Origin of the sequence: Fictibacillus sp. 7GRE50 (genome assembly GCF_015903875.1) — a bacterium.
Taxonomy (GTDB): Bacteria; Bacillota; Bacilli; order Bacillales; family Fictibacillaceae; genus Fictibacillus; species Fictibacillus phosphorivorans.
In genome coordinates, this window is the sequence record NZ_JACZDW010000001.1 from 643,235 (window position 1) to 660,609 (window position 17,375).

Here is a 17,375-nt window from a genome sequence, read left to right on the forward strand (position 1 = left end):
ATCATCCTTCCGCTTTTAACTCAAGAATGAGGTCACGAAGCTCTGCTGCACGCTCGAACTGAAGGTTCTTTGCAGCATCCTTCATCTCTTTTTCCATACGTTCGATAAACGCTTCGCGATCTTTCTTGCTCATCTTTTGCTTAGGAGCTTTTGAACTTGTATACGTTTCTGTATCTTCGGCAGCTTGAGTCGCACGAATCACATCACGCACTTCTTTTTTAATCGTTGTCGGCGTGATTCCATGCTTTTCGTTGTGTTCCATCTGTTTCTGACGTCTGCGCTGCGTCTCATCAATCGCGATCTGCATGGACTTTGTAATCTTATCTCCATACATAATAACGTGACCGTTTGAGTTACGAGCAGCACGACCGATCGTTTGAATAAGAGAGCGTTCTGAACGTAAGAAACCTTCTTTATCTGCATCTAAAATGGCAACGAGAGAAACTTCAGGAATATCTAACCCTTCTCGCAGCAAATTAATACCGACGAGTACATCAAAAACACCAAGACGCAGATCGCGTATGATCTGAATCCGTTCTAACGTCTTAATTTCTGAATGCAGATAACGAACTTTTATGCCGAGTTCTACAAAATAATCGGTAAGATCTTCAGACATCTTTTTCGTTAAGGTAGTAACAAGAACTCGTTCATTTTTCTCAATTCTTTCGTTGATCTCACCTAGTAAATCATCGATCTGACCTTTGATCGGACGAACTTCTAGTGTAGGATCTAAGAGCCCTGTTGGACGAATAATCTGCTCGACCGGATCAGGTGCATGCTCGAGCTCATAAGGACCAGGTGTTGCTGATACGTAAATGTGCTGAAACTTAGTATAACGCTCAAATTCATCGAACGTTAACGGACGGTTATCTTTTGCGGAAGGCAGTCGGAATCCATGATCGACAAGGACGCCTTTTCTCGCTTGGTCTCCATTAAACATTCCACGAATCTGCGGGAGAGTAACATGGGACTCATCGATGACAATCAATGAATCATCCGGAAAATAGTCTAGAAGTGTGTAAGGCGTTGAACCTAATGGTCTTAGAGTCAGATGAACAGAGTAGTTCTCGATTCCTGAACAGAATCCCATTTCCGCCATCATCTCCAGGTCGTACCTTGTACGCTGTTCGAGACGCTGTGCTTCTAAAAGTTTTCCCGCTTCATTCAATTCTTTTAGACGATCTTCCAGTTCAGCTTCAATTCGCTTGATTGCTACCTTCATCTTCTCTTCACGTGTTACGAAGTGGGAAGCCGGAAAAATGGCAACGTGTTTACGTTCACCAAGAATTTCCCCTGTTAGTGCGTCCACTTCAGTGATGCGGTCGATCTCATCACCAAAAAACTCCACACGAAGACAATGTTCGTCGCGTGAGGCTGGGAAGATTTCCACGACATCTCCTCTAACTCGGAACGTACCTCGAGTAAAGTTAATATCATTTCGGTTGTATTGAACATCTACGAGATCACGTAAAAGCTGATCACGGTCTTTCTCCATTCCTTCTCTTAAGGAGATCACCATGTCTTTATATTCTTCAGGTGAACCTAGACCATAAATACACGATACGCTGGCCACAATAATAACGTCTTTGCGTTCAAAAAGTGATGAAGTAGCCGAGTGGCGAAGTTTATCGATCTCATCATTAATGCTTGCATCTTTTTCGATATACGTATCAGAATGTGCGATGTATGCTTCTGGCTGATAATAATCGTAATACGATACAAAATACTCAACTGCGTTGTTCGGAAAAAATTCTTTCAACTCACTGTAAAGCTGTCCGGCTAATGTTTTGTTATGAGCAATAACAAGAGTCGGTTTGTTTACTTCCTGAATAACGTTGGATACCGTAAACGTCTTCCCTGTTCCGGTCGCACCAAGCAGGGTCATACTCTTCTTTCCTGCGTTTATATTGTTCACAAGATGTTGGATCGCTGCGGGCTGATCCCCTTGTGGCTGATAGTTTGATTTGATTTCGAACAATTGACTTTGACTCACAAAACCGAACCTCCGTTCCTAAATTCTGGTTACTCAAATTATAGCACAGCCCCTATCCAAAAACCTAATAATTACGAACAAATATTCGCAGAAGTTTCTGGAAGGAAAGTAAAGTGTTATACTTAAAGGTAGGCGCTTGTTGGGAAATAAATTGTGTGGGGTCTGACCCCATTTCCCGCTAGCATTACCAAGGCTTTCGGAAAAATTGTAAAAGGTGTGTCCCTTTTAAAGGAGTTTTAAAATGGAGTTTTTTTATATACTGCTAGGTTTATGCATCGGCATCTTTTCAGGTATTTTCGGAATAGGTGGTGGCTTTATTCTGACACCTGTTCTAATCTTGTTCGGTCTCCCGCCTCTTTCAGCGATCGGGACGAGTCTTATGTACTCAATCGGGACAAGTGTTTCAGGCGTTGCTGCTCATCTTAGATTTAAGAATATTATATGGAAAACTGCTGCTGTTTTAGGAATTGTAGGAATCGTTGCCACACAGGTCGCTCATCCACTTGTAGTATGGTTAGAGAAGATGGGTTACGACGATACGATCATCCCAATATTTTATATTGTTCTTCTTGCCTACTTTGCTCTTTCCCTGCTTTATAAGCAAACAAAACGCAAGAATATAGAGCAAAGCACTACTGAGATCTATTTCTCTTGGCCGAAAGCAGTCTTTATTGGATTTACAGGAGGATTCATTTCTACGACATTAGGAGTCGGCGGAGGATTTGTAATGGTTCCAATGCTCATTTCATTAATGAAGTTCCCTTCTAGAAAAGCAGTTGGGACGAGCTTAGTCAGTGTGTTTTTCATCGTAAGTGCTGGTTTCTTAACGTACGCATCAAGTGTACAGATTGATTATAAACTTGGCCTCCTGCTTATTTTAGGGGCGTTGGTCGGGACTCAACTAGGTGCAAAGCTCACAACCATCTATTCCAGCGAACAGATTCAAAAATATCTAGGTGCTCTATACATCACGATCTTAAGCTCAGTAGTACTGAAGCTCGTTCATCTTGATAAAGCTGGTCTAGGTATCATTACACTATATGTGCTATCCATGCTCGTACTTTTCTTAAAAGAAACGATCACTCATACAAAAAGAAAGACGTCTACCTCGTGAAGGTGACGTCTTTTTTTATCTTACTTTTCTTTTTTGTTTGTTATAAATTTTAAGTCCCAGTAAGAAGCCTATGATCGTAGATATTAAGGCAACGATTTGGAGAGGCAACGGTTGATTCAAGCCATCAAAACCAAAAATTAAGATAACAACAGTAATCGCTAAAGGTAAGTACTTAGTAAACAACACTCTATTAAATAGCAGCTGTAGACCAAACGGCAATAAAGCTGCGACAATATACTCCGACATGAAACGAAGAACCCCTCTCCTTGAACACCAAAAAACATAACTTTTGTAAACGTTCTATTATACCTCTCTAAATTTAACAAAACTCACTAGACAAAAACAAGGAAATTGTTGCGGGAAATAAATTGTTTGGGGTCAGACCCCTTCTCTTTGAAACTTTTTGTTTAAAAGTACGTACAGTAGGATAATGCTTGAAAAGGACGAATATGATTAACAAGGATTTTCAAAGGAGATGATTTTTCATGTTAAAGAAACTATTAAAATCACTATTAGGTCAAAGCAGCCATAAGAGGTACAGCAGCTCAGGCTACAAATATAAGAAAAGCTACAAGAAATACAGCAGCAGTGATTTTGGCAAGAAGCATTATGGTGGATATGGACACAAGCATTATAAAAAGAAAAAGAGAAGCAGCTTCTTTAGCTCCTGATCTGAGTAGCATTCAAACAACATGATAGCTGAACTATGGAAAGGTATGCAAAGAACGTTTTGGGACAGACCTATTAAAGCTAGAAACCTTGTTCATGATCAATATCTTATTCAAGAAGTTCTAGGAATGGGTAGTTACGGTATTACGTACCTAGCACTTGATACGCATACAGATGAGATCATCGTACTAAAACAGCTTCGGAACACTAAAGCAAAGACCACAACAGGTCTTCTTTCTTTCCAAAGAGAGTCTCAAATTTTAGAAGCGCTGCAGAAACACCCTGTACCGAAGCTATTGAATACCTTTCAAGATGAACAAGGTCACTTTATCGCTATGGAATGGATCAAGGGAGATACATTCGAAGATCTAATTTTTCGTGATAATCAAACATTCGACGAAAAAGAAACGATTACGATATTGCTAGAGCTTTTAACTATTACTGAACGCTTTCACCAGAAAGGGATCATACATCGAGACCTTCGTATTCCAAATATCATTCAACGTAATAAAACACTGATCGTGATTGATTTTGGACTTGCTTGTTATTTATCAGACATAGACCATGAGATTGAAGAGCCCCATGATCATCCGGAGAAACTTCGGATGCGGGCTGTTAAAGTGGAAAGCGACCTGTTTGCTCTCGGTCATTTTGCCTTGTTTCTTCTTTACTCAACTTACGTGCCCCAAACGAAGAAAGAGGCGAGCTGGGAAGAAGAGTTAGAAATTTCATCCTCACTTAAATATGTTCTTCGAAAAATGCTTCAACTTGACGAGCCGTTTCATTCGGCATCGGACGTTCAAAAAGCATTGCGCTCCATATAAAAAAGCTCGGTACTTAAACCGGGCTTTTTCATATTCTATAGCTGCATCTACGGTTGTTTACTTTTAAATAAGAAATCCTCATACTCTTTTTCATGATTTGTCGTCACGGAAAGATTCTGCAGCGCTCGATGAAATTGTTGATAATCTAAAGCAAATAAGAATTGATTTTCTAACCCGCTTGCGGTTAAAATCCCGAATTCCCAGACTGCATTATAATCACGCTTATTTAGAGATTTTGCCATCAGATCAAGAACCTTCAGTATTTCCGTACATACTATCACATTATCTTTTGCATAGTGACGAATGTATCCAAAAGCATTGTATAAATAATGGCTAAAATCTCGTTCTTGTAAAACGACGCGCAGATTATTTTGTTTATCTACCAAATACTTTGAAAAAATGGATCCACGTGAAATCGTAGTAAGAACTTCACCTAGTTGATAGATGGAGTTAATCGCTGTTTTTGGATCATTATTTCCAAGTGATCTAATCGCAACTTCCACAAGTTTATTAATACTAAATTCAATATCTTGAACTTCTGTTTGCCTTCTTCCAATACTGATGAGCGCTAAATATTTTTGTTCATCCACTTCATTCTCACCTTTTTTCCAATAGGTGATAAATGGCGTTGTAGCATACACATAGCTTCCGATCGCATACTCCAATCGTATGACAATATCATCTCGTTCAGCTTCTTTCATAATAGAAATGAAATCCACCAGTTGGATAAATCCCGATTTGCGCGCTGAGATCGTATTACCGCTTTCATCACATATCTCACTGTTTACCGTAGTTAAATCATCCACTTTATAAGGATCGACTTCGTCCTCTAATGTACTCTTTACGATGTACAACGCTTCATTCTTCATGTCATAGGTCATCTGATTCACTTGAAGCCAAGCAACAGCATGATTGATAAAAAAGATAAAGGTTCCCATTGAAAATGCAGCAATAATAGCTGCCGCTAAAGGAACAGCAAAATAATATTCGGCCATTCTTTTGTTCAAAAATAAAAAACTCAACAACATATAAATAAAACTTGAGGTAAATATACCTAAAACACGCTGAGTTGATTTACTAGCTATAAAGTTTTTCAACATACGAGGAGAAAACTGTCCAGAAAACGTCGTAAACACAACTAAGATCAAGTTAAACGTGAAAGTGGTCAAAGTTAGAGTAGCAGCGGTAAGCGTTCCTACTAGATTTCGTGTAAGATCATAATCGACTGCAAAAAATGGACGCATTTGATCTCCTAAATCGTACTTTAGATCAGTTGTTAATGTGGCCGTCACTAATAGTGCAGAAAATATCATGTAGAGCACGGGAGTAAACCACATATTTGATTGCACCGTATGTGATAGTTCCCTCTCCGACATTTTTGTATATTTCTTTAAATAATTATCTAACAGGTTCAATCTAAACATGTGTACATCCCCTCAGAAGTAAAAACAACAGTTATTTGGGAACACTCCAGATACAAGTAGCTCCTACCCTATTTTGCCCTATTAAAAAAAAGTCAAACTTTCTATCGGTTTATCACAATAAAAAAAAGCAATTCTATTGAATAGAATCGCACGTCACATCTTGATTATTTTATTGCAGAACGATTGGATGACTCGTCTCTCTTCATTACGCTCTTTATACTGTTCACTCGTGTATTCACCGATCACTTTTCTCCAAAATGTTTGTGCAGGTTTGTTCGCTTCTATTTGAGAAACTTGCCAATCTCCTTTATGTTTTTCAAATACCTGATAAGCAGCAAGTCTGCCCAAACCACTAAGCCTGAATTTTTTCATGATAAAAAATTCTGAGATCGACCAGTGTTGATTGTTCTCCTCTTGTACTTCACTTACTAATACAAACCCTGCTACCTTTCCTTCCCATTCGATCAGATAAGGAAAACGCCGACTTTCTTCCCAATAAGTATCTAGATAAGCATACTGACCAAAAACTCCATTGTCATCGACGTAAATGTCGATAAACTCTGAGAAATCATAAAAATAAAACTGCATAAGATTATGGATCGTTTCTTTATCCCTTAACTCTGCTACTTTTAATACCGAATTCTGTTTGATCTGCATACTCATTTCTCCCTATCAATGCTAATTAAATATAATCCTCGCAATCTGGCGAATACCTGTATGCTTCGATGTTCATTCTATTTTTCCCTTTAAATTGCACGCCTTCACTCTCTAACAGTGACTTTTGCGTAAAAAACAATTCCTCATCTTGAATGCCGATCTCACCTTTTGCATTAATTACCCGGTGCCAAGGCAGATCATGCTTCTTACTCAAAGAGTGAAGGATACGCACGACCTGTCTAGCACTTCGCGGATTTCCAGCTACACGGGCAATCTGTCCGTAAGTCATGACTTGTCCCTTCGGTATGCTTTTGATGACTTTAATGACCTTCTCAGTAAATGGTTCCATCATTTCTCCTCACTTTTTTAAATAAGTAGCCAAACAAAAAAAGAGTGCTAAATCTACGATCAGACTTAACACTCCTTCGTTGTTTTATTGATACATCAATTGGCGCTGCTTCTTCAATTCATCATTCGCCAAGTACTCATCATAAGACATTTGCTTATCAAGAATTCCTTTAGGCGTGATTTCAATGATACGGTTCGCGATTGTTTCAACGAACTGATGGTCATGTGATGTGAACATCAATGCACCTTTGTAGCCGATTAATCCGTTGTTCAATGCTGTGATCGATTCTAGATCCAAGTGGTTCGTAGGATCATCCATGATCAATACATTTGATCCGCTTAGCATCATCTTAGAAAGCATACAACGTACTTTCTCTCCTCCAGATAATACAGACGGCTTTTTCATTACTTCTTCACCTGAGAAGAGCATACGTCCTAAGAATCCGCGAAGGAAGCTTTCCGTTTGATCTTCAGGAGAATATTGACGAAGCCAGTCAACAAGAGTCTGCTCGCTGCCAGCAAAGTACTTCGAGTTATCACGCGGGAAGTACGCTTGAGACGTTGTTACACCCCATTTGTATGTTCCGCTGTCCGCTTCCATCTCACCCATTAAAATTTTAAATAGAGTTGTGATGGCGATCTCTTCTTTACCTACAAAAGCAATCTTGTCGTCTTTGTTCATGATAAAGCTCACGTTATCAAGTACTTTTACGCCGTCGATCGTTTTTGTTAAACCTTCAACACGAAGAAGATCATTTCCGATCTCACGGTTGATGCCAAAGTTCACATATGGATATTTACGAGAAGAAGGTCGGATATCATCTAAAGAGATTTTATCCAATAACTTCTTACGTGAAGTCGCTTGTTTTGATTTAGATGCGTTCGCACTAAATCGCGCAACGAAAGCTTGAAGTTCTTTGATTTTTTCTTCTTTTTTCTTGTTTTGATCTTGTGCCATACGAAGCGCTAATTGAGAAGACTCATACCAGAAATCATAGTTACCCACATAGATCTGGATCTTTCCAAAATCAAGGTCAGCCATGTGCGTACATACTTTGTTTAAGAAGTGACGGTCATGGGATACAACGATGACTGTGTTTTCAAAATTGATCAAGAAATCTTCTAGCCATTGGATTGCTTGAAGGTCTAAGTTGTTCGTCGGCTCATCCAGAAGTAGAACATCTGGCTTACCGAAAAGAGCTTGTGCAAGCAATACTTTTACTTTTTCAGAACCTGTTAGTTCAGCTAGTTTCTTTGTGTGAAGATCTTCTTTAATACCAAGACCTTTTAGAAGGATCGCTGCTTCTGATTCAGCTTCCCAACCGTTCAGTTCGGCAAACTCACCTTCAAGTTCAGCTGCACGAATTCCATCTTCATCTGAGAAATCAGCTTTCATATAAATCGCGTCTTTCTCTTGCATCACTTCATAAAGACGAGCGTGGCCCATAATAACTGTCTGCATTACCTCTTGATCTTCATACTCAAAGTGGTTCTGCTTCAATACGGCTAGACGTTCGCCTGGCGTCATGTGAACGTCACCTGTTTGTGCTTCGATCTCACCAGAAAGAATTTTTAAGAATGTAGATTTACCCGCACCGTTCGCACCAATCAAGCCGTAGCAGTTTCCTGGTGTAAACTTTATATTAACGTCTTCAAACAGCTTGCGGTCGCCGTAGCGAAGACCAACGTTAGTTACCGTAATCATTTGGATATCTCTCCTTTTTATATATAACTGACCAACTATCTCTATCAGCCTACATACATATATTCAAATCCGTATCCTCCAAAAATGCATACTTACTGATTGTATCATAAATACGAGAGGTATAACCTTACAATCTTTTACCCACATTGAATTTTTTAAACTTTGCACACATAAAAAAGCTCAGAAGCACAATTGCCTCTGAGCAAATCATCTTTTAAACCGCTGGTGAAGATGGTGCTTGTGTATTATCCTTTTTCAAAAGCCAATACTGAGTACCAAGCATTAATGCGAACGCTGCAAGACCGATCGCGCTGAACATGCCTTCTGGATAGATCAGCAAGAATCCGATCACAACTGCTCCTATTCTTTCTAACCATGAAAGAGCACGCATCCAATAGCCGATCATTCCTGCCCCAATCGCGATCATTCCTACAAATGCCGTTGAGATCACCCAAATCGCTTCAGTCCATGTTGTATCAATCAACATGAGCTGTGGCGAGATAACGAAAATATAGGGAATGATAAACGCTGCAATGGCCAGTTTTGATGAGAGAATACCGGTTCGTATCGGTTCACCGCCCGAAACCCCTGCTGCGGCAAAGGCTGCCAGTGCGACCGGAGGCGTGATATCTGCGATGATTCCAAAATAAAAGACAAACATATGAGCTGACAGATCCGGAACCCCAAATAATAAAATAGCTGGAGCCGCAATCGTTGAAGTAATGACATAGTTCGCCGTTGTTGGTGATCCCATACCAAGTACGAGCGATGCGATCATCGTTAAGATCAATGTCGGAATGAGATACCCACCTGATAACTCTAGCAAACCGTTCGCCATCTTAAGACCTACACCTGTTACGGTGACCACTCCGACGATCATACCTGCCGCTGCTGTAGCCGCTGCAACACCAAGAGCCGTTCTCGCGCCATCTGCTAACGCTTCAAGAAAGAGCTTCGGCCCCATGCGAGTTTTCTTGTTGAACATCCCTACCGCGATTGCACTCACGATGGACCACAGCGCAGCTTTTGTTACACTCATACCACTCATAAGCAAGAGAATAACCACAACGATGGGAATCAACAGGTACACTTGTTTCATAACTCTTTTCGTTTCAGGCATCTCTTCACGAGATAACCCTCTAAGACCGATACGTTTTGCTTCGAAATGTGTCATGATCCATATTCCTGCAAAGTATAATACGGCAGGAATGGCAGCGGCTTTGGCGATATCCCAATAGGTAATACCGCCTCCGATAAATTCAACCATCAGAAACGCTGCAGCGCCCATGACAGGAGGCATGATCTGACCACCAGTAGAGGAAGCTGCCTCAACTGCTCCTGCAAAGTTTTTATCATAACCTAAACGTTTCATCATCGGAATCGTAAAAGCCCCTGAAGTTACAACGTTAGCAACCGAGCTTCCACTGATCGTTCCTTGTAGAGCACTCGAGAAAATCGCTACCTTAGCAGGTCCGCCGACTCGTCTTCCTGCAATGACGATGGATAGATCATTGAAATATTCGCCCACTCCTGTCTTTACGAGAAAGGCTCCAAATAAGAGAAACAAAAAGATATACGTTGATGAAACCGCAAGCGGTGTTCCTAAAATACCTTCTGTTGTAAAGAACATCGTCCTTACGATCCGTTCGATCGTCAAACCTTTATGCTCTAAGAAGCCCGGCATATAAGGTCCCATATACGCGTAAAGCAGGAATAGACCTGCAATAACCGTGATCGGCAGCCCAACGACCCTTCTCGTTGCTTCTAGAACAAGTAAGATTGCGAGTACCCCTATTAGGAAATCTTGAGTGGTTAATCTTCCGACCCTCATCACAAGATCGTCCATAAATATGTACCAATACGATCCTACCGCTATAGACAAGACAGCCAAGATCATGTCATACCAAGCGACTTGAAAAAGTGGCTTACCTTCTTTTTTCTTTTTAGAAGCTGGAAATAGCAAAAAGATTAAAGTTAGTGCAAAGCCGAGATGAATCGTTCTTTGCAGCTGTGCAGGCAACACTCCGAAAATAGCTGTATAGAGTTGAAATAGTGAAAAGGTAATAAGACCGATGAGTGTAATCCAATAAAGAACACCTTTTAATTTCCGAAACCCTGCTTCCGGATCATACTTTTCCATCAGCTCTTGTACAGCTTGATCTGATATTTGTTCACGCTCGTTATGCTTGTTCTTATCCAAGTTTTTTCCCTCCTATCAACCTTTGCCATATATTCAAGTTGTCTACTTTTATTGAAACCCAAGATCCTTTTTCACTTAAACCAGAAAAGGGATATTCATGACCTTTAAGAAGGAGTGTATGATTGGCTATAATTTGTCCGATTCGAATATCTAATGAAGGAAACGTTCTTTTCATGTTGGATAAAATATAGTTCTCACCCTTTTGTGCAAACACTTCTCCTTCATCTGCACCTGATGGCATGCCAACACCAAATTCCTGAAACCTCATTTCAGTTTGAAGAATTTCTTCGTTATGAACTTGATAGATTTCACGAACCGGTGTTTTATGAATCGAGTGTATGTATTCAATACTGAATTCACTACCTTGCTTTGCATCAAAGAAAGCTAACGATTTACCTGTCTTGCCATCTTCAATTACTACTGATTTAAAAAAAGGCACAATTGAAGCAATCGTTAAAGACAATAAGATCAGTATGCTAATAAAAATTTTCTTCATAAGAATACATGGACTAAAGAATACTCTCTTAGTCCATGCTCAACACCTCTTATTTTAAGATTCCTTTTTCTTCAAAATACTTTTTAGCTCCAGGATGGAAGTCGATTCCCATACCGTTTACTGCATTCTCAGCAGAGATAAGCTCTCCTTTTGCATGACTGATCTTATCTGTGTTCTCAAAGATTGCCTTTGTGATCGCATACACCGCATCATCTTCCATATCTTTGCGAACAGTTAGCATAGAAAGTACGGCTACCGTTTTAACGTCTGCTTCGATCTTGTATGTTCCGCTTTTAACGGTATCTTCAATATAATACGGATGCGCTTCGATCAGCTCTTTAATCTTGTCATCTGAAATCGGTACGATCGTTACAGGTTTTGTTGCAGATAATGCATCCACAGCTCCTGTTGGCGTGCCTGCTGTGATAAAAGCCGCTTGGATGTTCTTATCTTGAATACCTTCCGTAGACTCATCGAACGATAGATGCTGGGCATCAATGTCTTCCATTGTCATACCATGAATCTTTAGAATTTGTTCAGCATTAGCAAAAGTTCCACTACCTGGCGCTCCAACTGAAACCTTTTTGCCTTTTAAGTCTTCAACACTCTTAATCCCGCTATCTTTTAATGTAACGATCTGGATCGTTTCAGGATAAAGTGTCCCAATTCCCGATACTTGGTCAACTTTTTCTTTAAACATTTCCTTGCCTTCTACTGCATAGCTAGCAATATCTGTTTGTGTGAACGCTACATCAGCATCACCATCTTGAAGCAGCTGCATGTTCTCAACAGATGCACCTGATGCCTGAGAGTTTGCTTCAACATCTAACTCATCCTTCACAATCTTCGCCATCTCTCCACCTAGTGGATAATATGTACCACCTGTACCGCCTGTTACAATACTGATCTGATCAAGATTTAATGAAGCGCTTTTTTCACCAGAGTCTTTCTTTTCAGATGGAGTGTCAATTTTTTGACCACAAGCCGCTAGTGAAAATGCTAGAATCATTACGAAAAATAATGCGATCCCCTTTTTCATGTTCTTCCTCCTTTTGGAATAATTTGGTCCATTCTTAAAGTTTAGCATATGCTTCGTTAAAATTGCAGAATAATTATAATTTTTAGAAATATAATCAGTGCACAAAAAAAGAGCGACCGAAGTCACTCCTTTTTAGATTAGCTTACGAACGCACGAAGCATCCAATTATGTTTTGCTAAGCTTTCACGAACGGATAATAACATGTCGTGCGTTACCTCATCACCTTCACGCTCGGTTACTTCCATTCCTTCTTTAATCTCAGCGATCAGTAGTTCAAAATCGTTAATAACGTTTTGAACCATAACTTCTGCAGATTCGTTTGTATTCGCTTCTTCTACCGTTGCCAACTCTAAATATTCTTTCATCGTTGCAACTGGTGTTCCTTTTAGTACGAGCAGTCGCTCAGCTAATTCGTCAATGTTCGTTGCCGCTTCATTATAGAGCTCTTCAAACTTTTCATGAAGTGTGAAAAAGTGAGGTCCTTTTACATACCAGTGATAGTTGTGTAGTTTTACAAACAACACATTCCAGTTAGCTACTTGACGATTCAATACTTCTTGAATGGTATTCATCGTATCATCTCCTTATTTTGTTTCTTCGTTTAACACACGGTTCAATCTCTTGCGAAGCATGTCCATTCCGCTTCCACCAGCTTGGAAGTGACGAAGCTTACCTTCTTTATCAAACACATAGTACGCAGGTACATATTTGTTTTCAAAAGCATCGGTTAATTTATGCTCGCTATCTACATAGATAGGCTGTGTGATGTCATGTCCGATTGCCATCTGTTCGATAACGCTCATGTCTAGATCATTTTCTGATCGCGGCATGTGAACAGCCACTACGTTTAGATCGTCTTCATATTCATCGCGAAGTTCGTTAACATCAGGCATCGCTTCTTTACACAATCCGCAGCTTACGGACCAGAAGTGAATTAGTGTTGCTTTTTCTCCAACCAATTCTTCTTTCGTCACTTCTTCATTCAACCAAGTTGTAGCACCATCAAGTTCAGGCATTTGTTCACGTAATTTCATCTAATATTCCTCCAAAAATTGTTCGTTAGTTTTATTCTTAAGTAATTGCAAGATGTAGTTGATTTCCGTTCCAGGTTGCTCGCTTTCCGCGGGGCAGGCGGTGAGCCACTTGCCGCTTTGCGCCTTTAAGTGTCTCACCTGACCGCTTGTCCCGCAGGAGTCTCGCACCTTCCACTCCAATCAACGTTCAACGAGGAAATTCATTTAATAACCTCGAAGCAATAATATTTTTAAAGTGTCTTTTGCCCTGGCTTCCAGTTTGCTGGGCAAAGTCCGCCTGTTTGTAGTGCTTGAAGTACACGCAGTGTCTCATCAGCATCACGGCCGATGTTGTTGTGGAAGACCACTTGATACATCATCTCGCCCTCTGGATTGATGATGAACATGCCACGAAGTGCAACACCTTCTTCTTCGATCAAAACTCCATAATCACGTGATACACGGTGGTTCGTATCAGCAGCGAGAGGATAGTTCAACTCACCAAGCCCGTTATCTTCACGACTCGTGTTGATCCACGCCAAATGCGTATGAACGGTGTCCGTTGATACCCCAATTACTTCCGCATCTAAGTCTTCGAATTCACTATATCTATCTGATAAAGCGGTGATTTCAGTTGGACATACAAAAGTGAAATCCATTGGATAGAAGAAAAGAACGGTCCATTTTCCATCTTCCATGTTCTTTTCTAAGCTTACTTTTTTCGTTTCTTTATTAGGCATGATCGCTTCCATCTCAAAGCGAGGTGCTTGTTTTCCTACCATACGTTCTGCCATTTTAAATTCCACTCCTTTTATTCAAATGATAATGAATATCATTATCATGTGTTGTTCACAATCTTTATTATACTCACTTCTATTTTGAAGTCAATACTAATTTATAATAATTATTAATAAGGAACAAGTATTATGCTCAAACATCAAGAAAACAAACAAAAAAGCCTTACTCTAAGGGTAAGAGTAAGGCTATGCGTTATCTTCTTTATGCTGATGAATTTGACTGGTAATCATCTGTTTGTTTTTCATTAGAATAGGTATACAAGCTGCAAATAGCGCTAAGCCGATTGCAATTGCGATGATTGTTCCATTTCCTTTAATAAAACTGTCACCAAGCAAGTTATATGCGAGTGTTCCTGGTAAAACGCCAAGCATCGTAGCTAAAATATAGGAGCGGAGTTTAAGTTTAGAGATTCCAGCCACATAGCTAACAACATCAAAATTCAGTACCGGAATGATTCTCAATAAGAAGATGTAAACAAAACCTTTTTCCTTAAGTTGATTCTGCCATTTCTCAATTCTTGAAGGTGAATCTGTTTTTTGTTTGATCCATCTCGCCCCAAGATGTTTGGCGATGTAGAACGATAAAATGGCACCAATTGTAGCTGAGAAAACTGTATAAACAGTTCCCCATACTACCCCGAATGCTAAACCACCTGCAAGTGAAAGAACAGAGATTGGAAATAGAGTAAAAGGCCGGATTACATTTACAATGATATAGACGATGGGAGCGACCATCCCAAAGGACAATACCCAATCACGCAAAGACATGGGGGTTATTTTAAAGACAAAATGGTTAAGAGCAAATAAAAACAGAACAATCAATAAGATTGCGGTGATCTTTACCAAAGTACTTCTTTTCATATAACCCCCCTCTTTGCCGTTTTTTTCTTACTTTTAATATTCCTGTTTCTGAGAGTTTGTAAACGTTAGCGCTGTTCGGCTTTAATCACGATACCGTTGCCTGAAGGGTCTTTTAACAAAATGGTTTGCGACTCTATATGATATGGAACTTGCTCACGTTCTAGAGCACCTAAAACTTTTTCGACTTCCAACAGCGATGGAACGATGATTTCATAATGAAGAAGTCCTGTAACATCATCTCGATTTGACTGGCCATCTCTTCCGTTCCAAATATTTACGGCAATATGGTGATGATAACCTCCAGCGGAGATGAATAAAGCATGGTTCCCCATCCTTGTCTGTTCTTCAAAACCTAATATGTTCATGTAGAAAGTTTCGGCTTCGGCAATATTTAATACATTCAAATGCACATGGCCCATAACCGTGTTTTCTGGCAGGCGATTCCAAGTCTTTGTATCTCTTTCTGCTAAAAGACTTTGTACGTCTAATGGTTCGCTGACAGCAGGTAATTTTCCTCTTTCATCTCGTCGCCAATCTTCGCGATTAACATCTCTATAAATTTCAATTCCGTTGTTCTCAGGATCTTGTAGATAGATAGCTTCACTAAACCTGTGGTTAGATGCTCCTTGTAAGTGTGTATTTGTCTCAATAAAATGGTAAAGAACATTTGCAAGATCTGTTCTACTTGGTACAAGCAATGCCAAGTGATATAAGCCTGCACTTTTTATTGGTCTCGCACGAAGCTCAGGATTACCTTCTAAAATGATAAGTGGCGTTTTGCCGTCTGCTGTTAATTCCACGATAGATTTCCGTTTTGTTAACACTTGTAGACCAATCGTTTCTGTATAGAAGGTAACAAGTTTCTCCAAATTTCTAACTTTTAAAGTCACACTTCCGATATGAGTTTTTTCATGAATAGGCGTCATCTTTCTTCCTTCTTTCCTATTTAATAGTGAAATTATTTATGTTAAACGTAATTTAATTACTTTATGTAAGTTATTATAAAATAGTTATTAACAAACTTCAACCAGAAAAAAGAAAATGAGAAAAAGAGGCTGATCGTCTCAGCCTCCTATATATGACATTTCTATTTTTTTTCTTTCGCTCATTCCCTGTTCTTTTCTTTCATCTGAATAGCGGTCAGATCGATTTCGCCATATTTGAACAATACGGTTATACAGATCTTCGTCAGTGGCACCGTCTCGTACAAAATCTTTTAGATCAGTTCCTCGTCCAGTAAAAAGGCACGTGTATACTTTTCCGTCTGCAGACAATCTTGCTCTTGTACAAGTCGAGCAAAATGTGTCACTGATTGAAGAGATAATACCAATCTCACCTTTACCATCTGCATACTGATACCGTTTGGCTACTTCTCCATAATACTTACGATCAATGGGCTTTAAAGGCATCTCTGAATCAATCATCGTTAAGATCTCATTCTTTGCAACTACATCATCCCAATTCCAACCGTTTGAAGTCCCCACATCCATATATTCAATAAAACGCAAAACATATGGCGTATCTTTAAAATAACGAGCCATTGGGAGAATCTCTTTGTCGTTAATTCCCTTTTTGACCATCATATTTATTTTGACAGCAAGACCCGCTTCATGTGCAGCTTCTATTCCTTTTAAAACAGGTGATACGCCTACACCTCTTCCATTAATAGTGCCAAACAGATGGTCATCAAGCGTATCCAAACTCACTGTTACTCTGTCCATTCCTGCTTTCTTTAAAGAAACAGCCATCTTAGGAAGAAGCACGCCATTGGTCGTTAACGCAATATCTCGAATTCCCTCTATAGCCCGAAGACGCTTTAACAGATCTGGCAGGTTTTTTCGAAGTAAAGGTTCACCGCCAGTAATTCGAATTTTTTCCACACCTGCCTTTGCAAACTGGGAAGCAATACGTATGATCTCATCGAAAGATAATAGCTCAGTTCGTGTTAAGAATGGATAATCTGATCCGAAAATTTCTTTAGGCATACAATAGGTACACCGAAAATTACATTGATCGGTTACCGAGATCCGCAAGTCCTGAAGCGGACGATGCAATCGATCAGTGATTCCATTACTTTCATTCATATCATCACATCATTTGTTTTAGTATTTTTATCAATGTACCACGAATAAAAGGAAGTTAAAACCAGAATTACTTACAAAACTCAGCTTCTTTAAAGAGAACGAGAATAGTTCATAATCACTATTTAAAATTTTAAATAGACCATTATTACCA

The 17,375-nt window shown here is 39.6% G+C and carries 19 protein-coding genes; 3 read left to right on the forward strand and 16 right to left on the reverse strand.

Annotated features, from left to right (window positions below):
• Position 1: 1 nt before the first annotated feature.
• A complete protein-coding gene (gene uvrB, locus IHV12_RS03235; RefSeq protein WP_197189788.1) occupies positions 2-1,993 on the reverse strand; it encodes an excinuclease ABC subunit UvrB in 1,992 nt (663 codons plus the stop codon).
• Positions 1,994-2,234: 241 nt separating this feature from the next.
• On the opposite strand from uvrB, the gene IHV12_RS03240 reads away from it, so the two are divergent.
• A complete protein-coding gene (locus IHV12_RS03240; RefSeq protein WP_197189789.1) occupies positions 2,235-3,107 on the forward strand; it encodes a sulfite exporter TauE/SafE family protein in 873 nt (290 codons plus the stop codon).
• 15 nt (positions 3,108-3,122) lie between these two features.
• Here the strand turns inward: IHV12_RS03240 and IHV12_RS03245 are convergent, their stop codons facing one another.
• Positions 3,123-3,353 (reverse strand): DUF2198 family protein, encoded by a 231-nt coding sequence (locus IHV12_RS03245; RefSeq protein ID WP_197189790.1) that lies wholly within the window; start codon positions 3,351-3,353, stop codon positions 3,123-3,125.
• A gap of 239 nt (positions 3,354-3,592) precedes the next feature.
• On the opposite strand from IHV12_RS03245, the gene IHV12_RS03250 reads away from it, so the two are divergent.
• Together IHV12_RS03250 and IHV12_RS03255 are read left to right on the forward strand one after the other, a co-directional pair.
• Positions 3,593-3,778: a hypothetical protein gene (locus IHV12_RS03250; RefSeq protein WP_197129244.1), complete on the forward strand. Its 186-nt coding sequence runs from the start codon at positions 3,593-3,595 to the stop codon at positions 3,776-3,778.
• 45 nt (positions 3,779-3,823) lie between these two features.
• Positions 3,824-4,600, forward strand: coding sequence for a serine/threonine protein kinase (locus IHV12_RS03255; protein ID WP_197189791.1), 777 nt, complete (start codon positions 3,824-3,826; stop codon positions 4,598-4,600).
• 47 nt (positions 4,601-4,647) lie between these two features.
• On the opposite strand, the gene IHV12_RS03260 is transcribed toward IHV12_RS03255, so the two are convergent.
• The 14 genes from IHV12_RS03260 to moaA all read right to left on the reverse strand — a co-directional run bounded on the left by IHV12_RS03260 (position 4,648) and on the right by moaA (position 17,224).
• Positions 4,648-6,024, reverse strand: a complete 1,377-nt coding sequence (locus IHV12_RS03260) for a DUF2254 domain-containing protein (RefSeq protein ID WP_231619509.1) — start codon at positions 6,022-6,024, stop codon at positions 4,648-4,650.
• Between the two features lie 153 nt (positions 6,025-6,177).
• Positions 6,178-6,681 (reverse strand): GNAT family N-acetyltransferase, encoded by a 504-nt coding sequence (locus tag IHV12_RS03265; protein ID WP_197189792.1) that lies wholly within the window; start codon positions 6,679-6,681, stop codon positions 6,178-6,180.
• Between the two features lie 25 nt (positions 6,682-6,706).
• Positions 6,707-7,030, reverse strand: coding sequence for an MGMT family protein (locus tag IHV12_RS03270; protein ID WP_197190344.1), 324 nt, complete (start codon positions 7,028-7,030; stop codon positions 6,707-6,709).
• An 84-nt stretch (positions 7,031-7,114) separates the two neighbouring features.
• Positions 7,115-8,734 carry an ABC-F family ATP-binding cassette domain-containing protein gene (locus IHV12_RS03275; RefSeq protein WP_066397735.1) on the reverse strand — a complete coding sequence of 540 codons (1,620 nt, stop codon included), beginning with the start codon at positions 8,732-8,734 and terminating at the stop codon, positions 7,115-7,117.
• Between the two features lie 214 nt (positions 8,735-8,948).
• Entirely contained in the window at positions 8,949-10,874 is a 1,926-nt protein-coding gene (locus tag IHV12_RS03280; RefSeq protein WP_197190345.1) for a TRAP transporter permease, read from the reverse strand.
• A 52-nt stretch (positions 10,875-10,926) separates the two neighbouring features.
• Complete coding sequence (locus IHV12_RS03285) at positions 10,927-11,430, reverse strand: DUF1850 domain-containing protein (RefSeq protein ID WP_197189793.1); 504 nt, start codon at positions 11,428-11,430, stop codon at positions 10,927-10,929.
• 49 nt (positions 11,431-11,479) lie between these two features.
• Positions 11,480-12,469 carry a TAXI family TRAP transporter solute-binding subunit gene (locus tag IHV12_RS03290; RefSeq protein ID WP_197189794.1) on the reverse strand — a complete coding sequence of 330 codons (990 nt, stop codon included), beginning with the start codon at positions 12,467-12,469 and terminating at the stop codon, positions 11,480-11,482.
• Positions 12,470-12,606: 137 nt separating this feature from the next.
• Positions 12,607-13,041: a Dps family protein gene (locus IHV12_RS03295; RefSeq protein WP_197129231.1), complete on the reverse strand. Its 435-nt coding sequence runs from the start codon at positions 13,039-13,041 to the stop codon at positions 12,607-12,609.
• A 12-nt stretch (positions 13,042-13,053) separates the two neighbouring features.
• Entirely contained in the window at positions 13,054-13,503 is a 450-nt protein-coding gene (locus IHV12_RS03300) for a TlpA family protein disulfide reductase (RefSeq protein WP_066397740.1), read from the reverse strand.
• A 37-nt stretch (positions 13,504-13,540) separates the two neighbouring features.
• Positions 13,541-13,687, reverse strand: coding sequence for a hypothetical protein (locus tag IHV12_RS03305; RefSeq protein ID WP_197189795.1), 147 nt, complete (start codon positions 13,685-13,687; stop codon positions 13,541-13,543).
• Between the two features lie 46 nt (positions 13,688-13,733).
• Positions 13,734-14,276 (reverse strand): peroxiredoxin, encoded by a 543-nt coding sequence (locus IHV12_RS03310; RefSeq protein ID WP_066397741.1) that lies wholly within the window; start codon positions 14,274-14,276, stop codon positions 13,734-13,736.
• Between the two features lie 189 nt (positions 14,277-14,465).
• Entirely contained in the window at positions 14,466-15,140 is a 675-nt protein-coding gene (locus IHV12_RS03315; RefSeq protein ID WP_197129228.1) for a TVP38/TMEM64 family protein, read from the reverse strand.
• A 65-nt stretch (positions 15,141-15,205) separates the two neighbouring features.
• Positions 15,206-16,066, reverse strand: a complete 861-nt coding sequence (locus tag IHV12_RS03320; RefSeq protein WP_197189796.1) for a VOC family protein — start codon at positions 16,064-16,066, stop codon at positions 15,206-15,208.
• Positions 16,067-16,204: 138 nt separating this feature from the next.
• Positions 16,205-17,224 carry a GTP 3',8-cyclase MoaA gene (gene moaA, locus IHV12_RS03325; RefSeq protein ID WP_197189797.1) on the reverse strand — a complete coding sequence of 340 codons (1,020 nt, stop codon included), beginning with the start codon at positions 17,222-17,224 and terminating at the stop codon, positions 16,205-16,207.
• Between the last annotated feature and the right edge of the window lie 151 nt (positions 17,225-17,375).

Bases quoted from the DNA above. Each gene is read 5' to 3' on its own strand.
- IHV12_RS03260 (WP_231619509.1), bottom strand. From the start codon at position 6,024: ATGTTTAGATTGAACCTGTTAGATAATTATTTAAAGAAATATACAAAA.
- IHV12_RS03315 (WP_197129228.1), bottom strand. From the start codon at position 15,140: ATGAAAAGAAGTACTTTGGTAAAGATCACCGCAATCTTATTGATTGTT.
- IHV12_RS03275 (WP_066397735.1), bottom strand. From the start codon at position 8,734: ATGATTACGGTAACTAACGTTGGTCTTCGCTACGGCGACCGCAAGCTG.
- IHV12_RS03250 (WP_197129244.1), top strand. From the start codon at position 3,593: ATGTTAAAGAAACTATTAAAATCACTATTAGGTCAAAGCAGCCATAAG.
- moaA (WP_197189797.1), bottom strand. From the start codon at position 17,224: ATGAATGAAAGTAATGGAATCACTGATCGATTGCATCGTCCGCTTCAG.
- IHV12_RS03255 (WP_197189791.1), top strand. From the start codon at position 3,824: ATGCAAAGAACGTTTTGGGACAGACCTATTAAAGCTAGAAACCTTGTT.
- IHV12_RS03245 (WP_197189790.1), bottom strand. From the start codon at position 3,353: ATGTCGGAGTATATTGTCGCAGCTTTATTGCCGTTTGGTCTACAGCTG.
- IHV12_RS03300 (WP_066397740.1), bottom strand. From the start codon at position 13,503: ATGAAATTACGTGAACAAATGCCTGAACTTGATGGTGCTACAACTTGG.
- IHV12_RS03320 (WP_197189796.1), bottom strand. From the start codon at position 16,066: ATGACGCCTATTCATGAAAAAACTCATATCGGAAGTGTGACTTTAAAA.
- IHV12_RS03265 (WP_197189792.1), bottom strand. From the start codon at position 6,681: ATGCAGATCAAACAGAATTCGGTATTAAAAGTAGCAGAGTTAAGGGAT.
- IHV12_RS03240 (WP_197189789.1), top strand. From the start codon at position 2,235: ATGGAGTTTTTTTATATACTGCTAGGTTTATGCATCGGCATCTTTTCA.
- IHV12_RS03290 (WP_197189794.1), bottom strand. From the start codon at position 12,469: ATGAAAAAGGGGATCGCATTATTTTTCGTAATGATTCTAGCATTTTCA.
- IHV12_RS03295 (WP_197129231.1), bottom strand. From the start codon at position 13,041: ATGAATACCATTCAAGAAGTATTGAATCGTCAAGTAGCTAACTGGAAT.
- IHV12_RS03280 (WP_197190345.1), bottom strand. From the start codon at position 10,874: ATGGAAAAGTATGATCCGGAAGCAGGGTTTCGGAAATTAAAAGGTGTT.
- IHV12_RS03270 (WP_197190344.1), bottom strand. From the start codon at position 7,030: ATGGAACCATTTACTGAGAAGGTCATTAAAGTCATCAAAAGCATACCG.
- IHV12_RS03310 (WP_066397741.1), bottom strand. From the start codon at position 14,276: ATGGCAGAACGTATGGTAGGAAAACAAGCACCTCGCTTTGAGATGGAA.
- IHV12_RS03285 (WP_197189793.1), bottom strand. From the start codon at position 11,430: ATGAAGAAAATTTTTATTAGCATACTGATCTTATTGTCTTTAACGATT.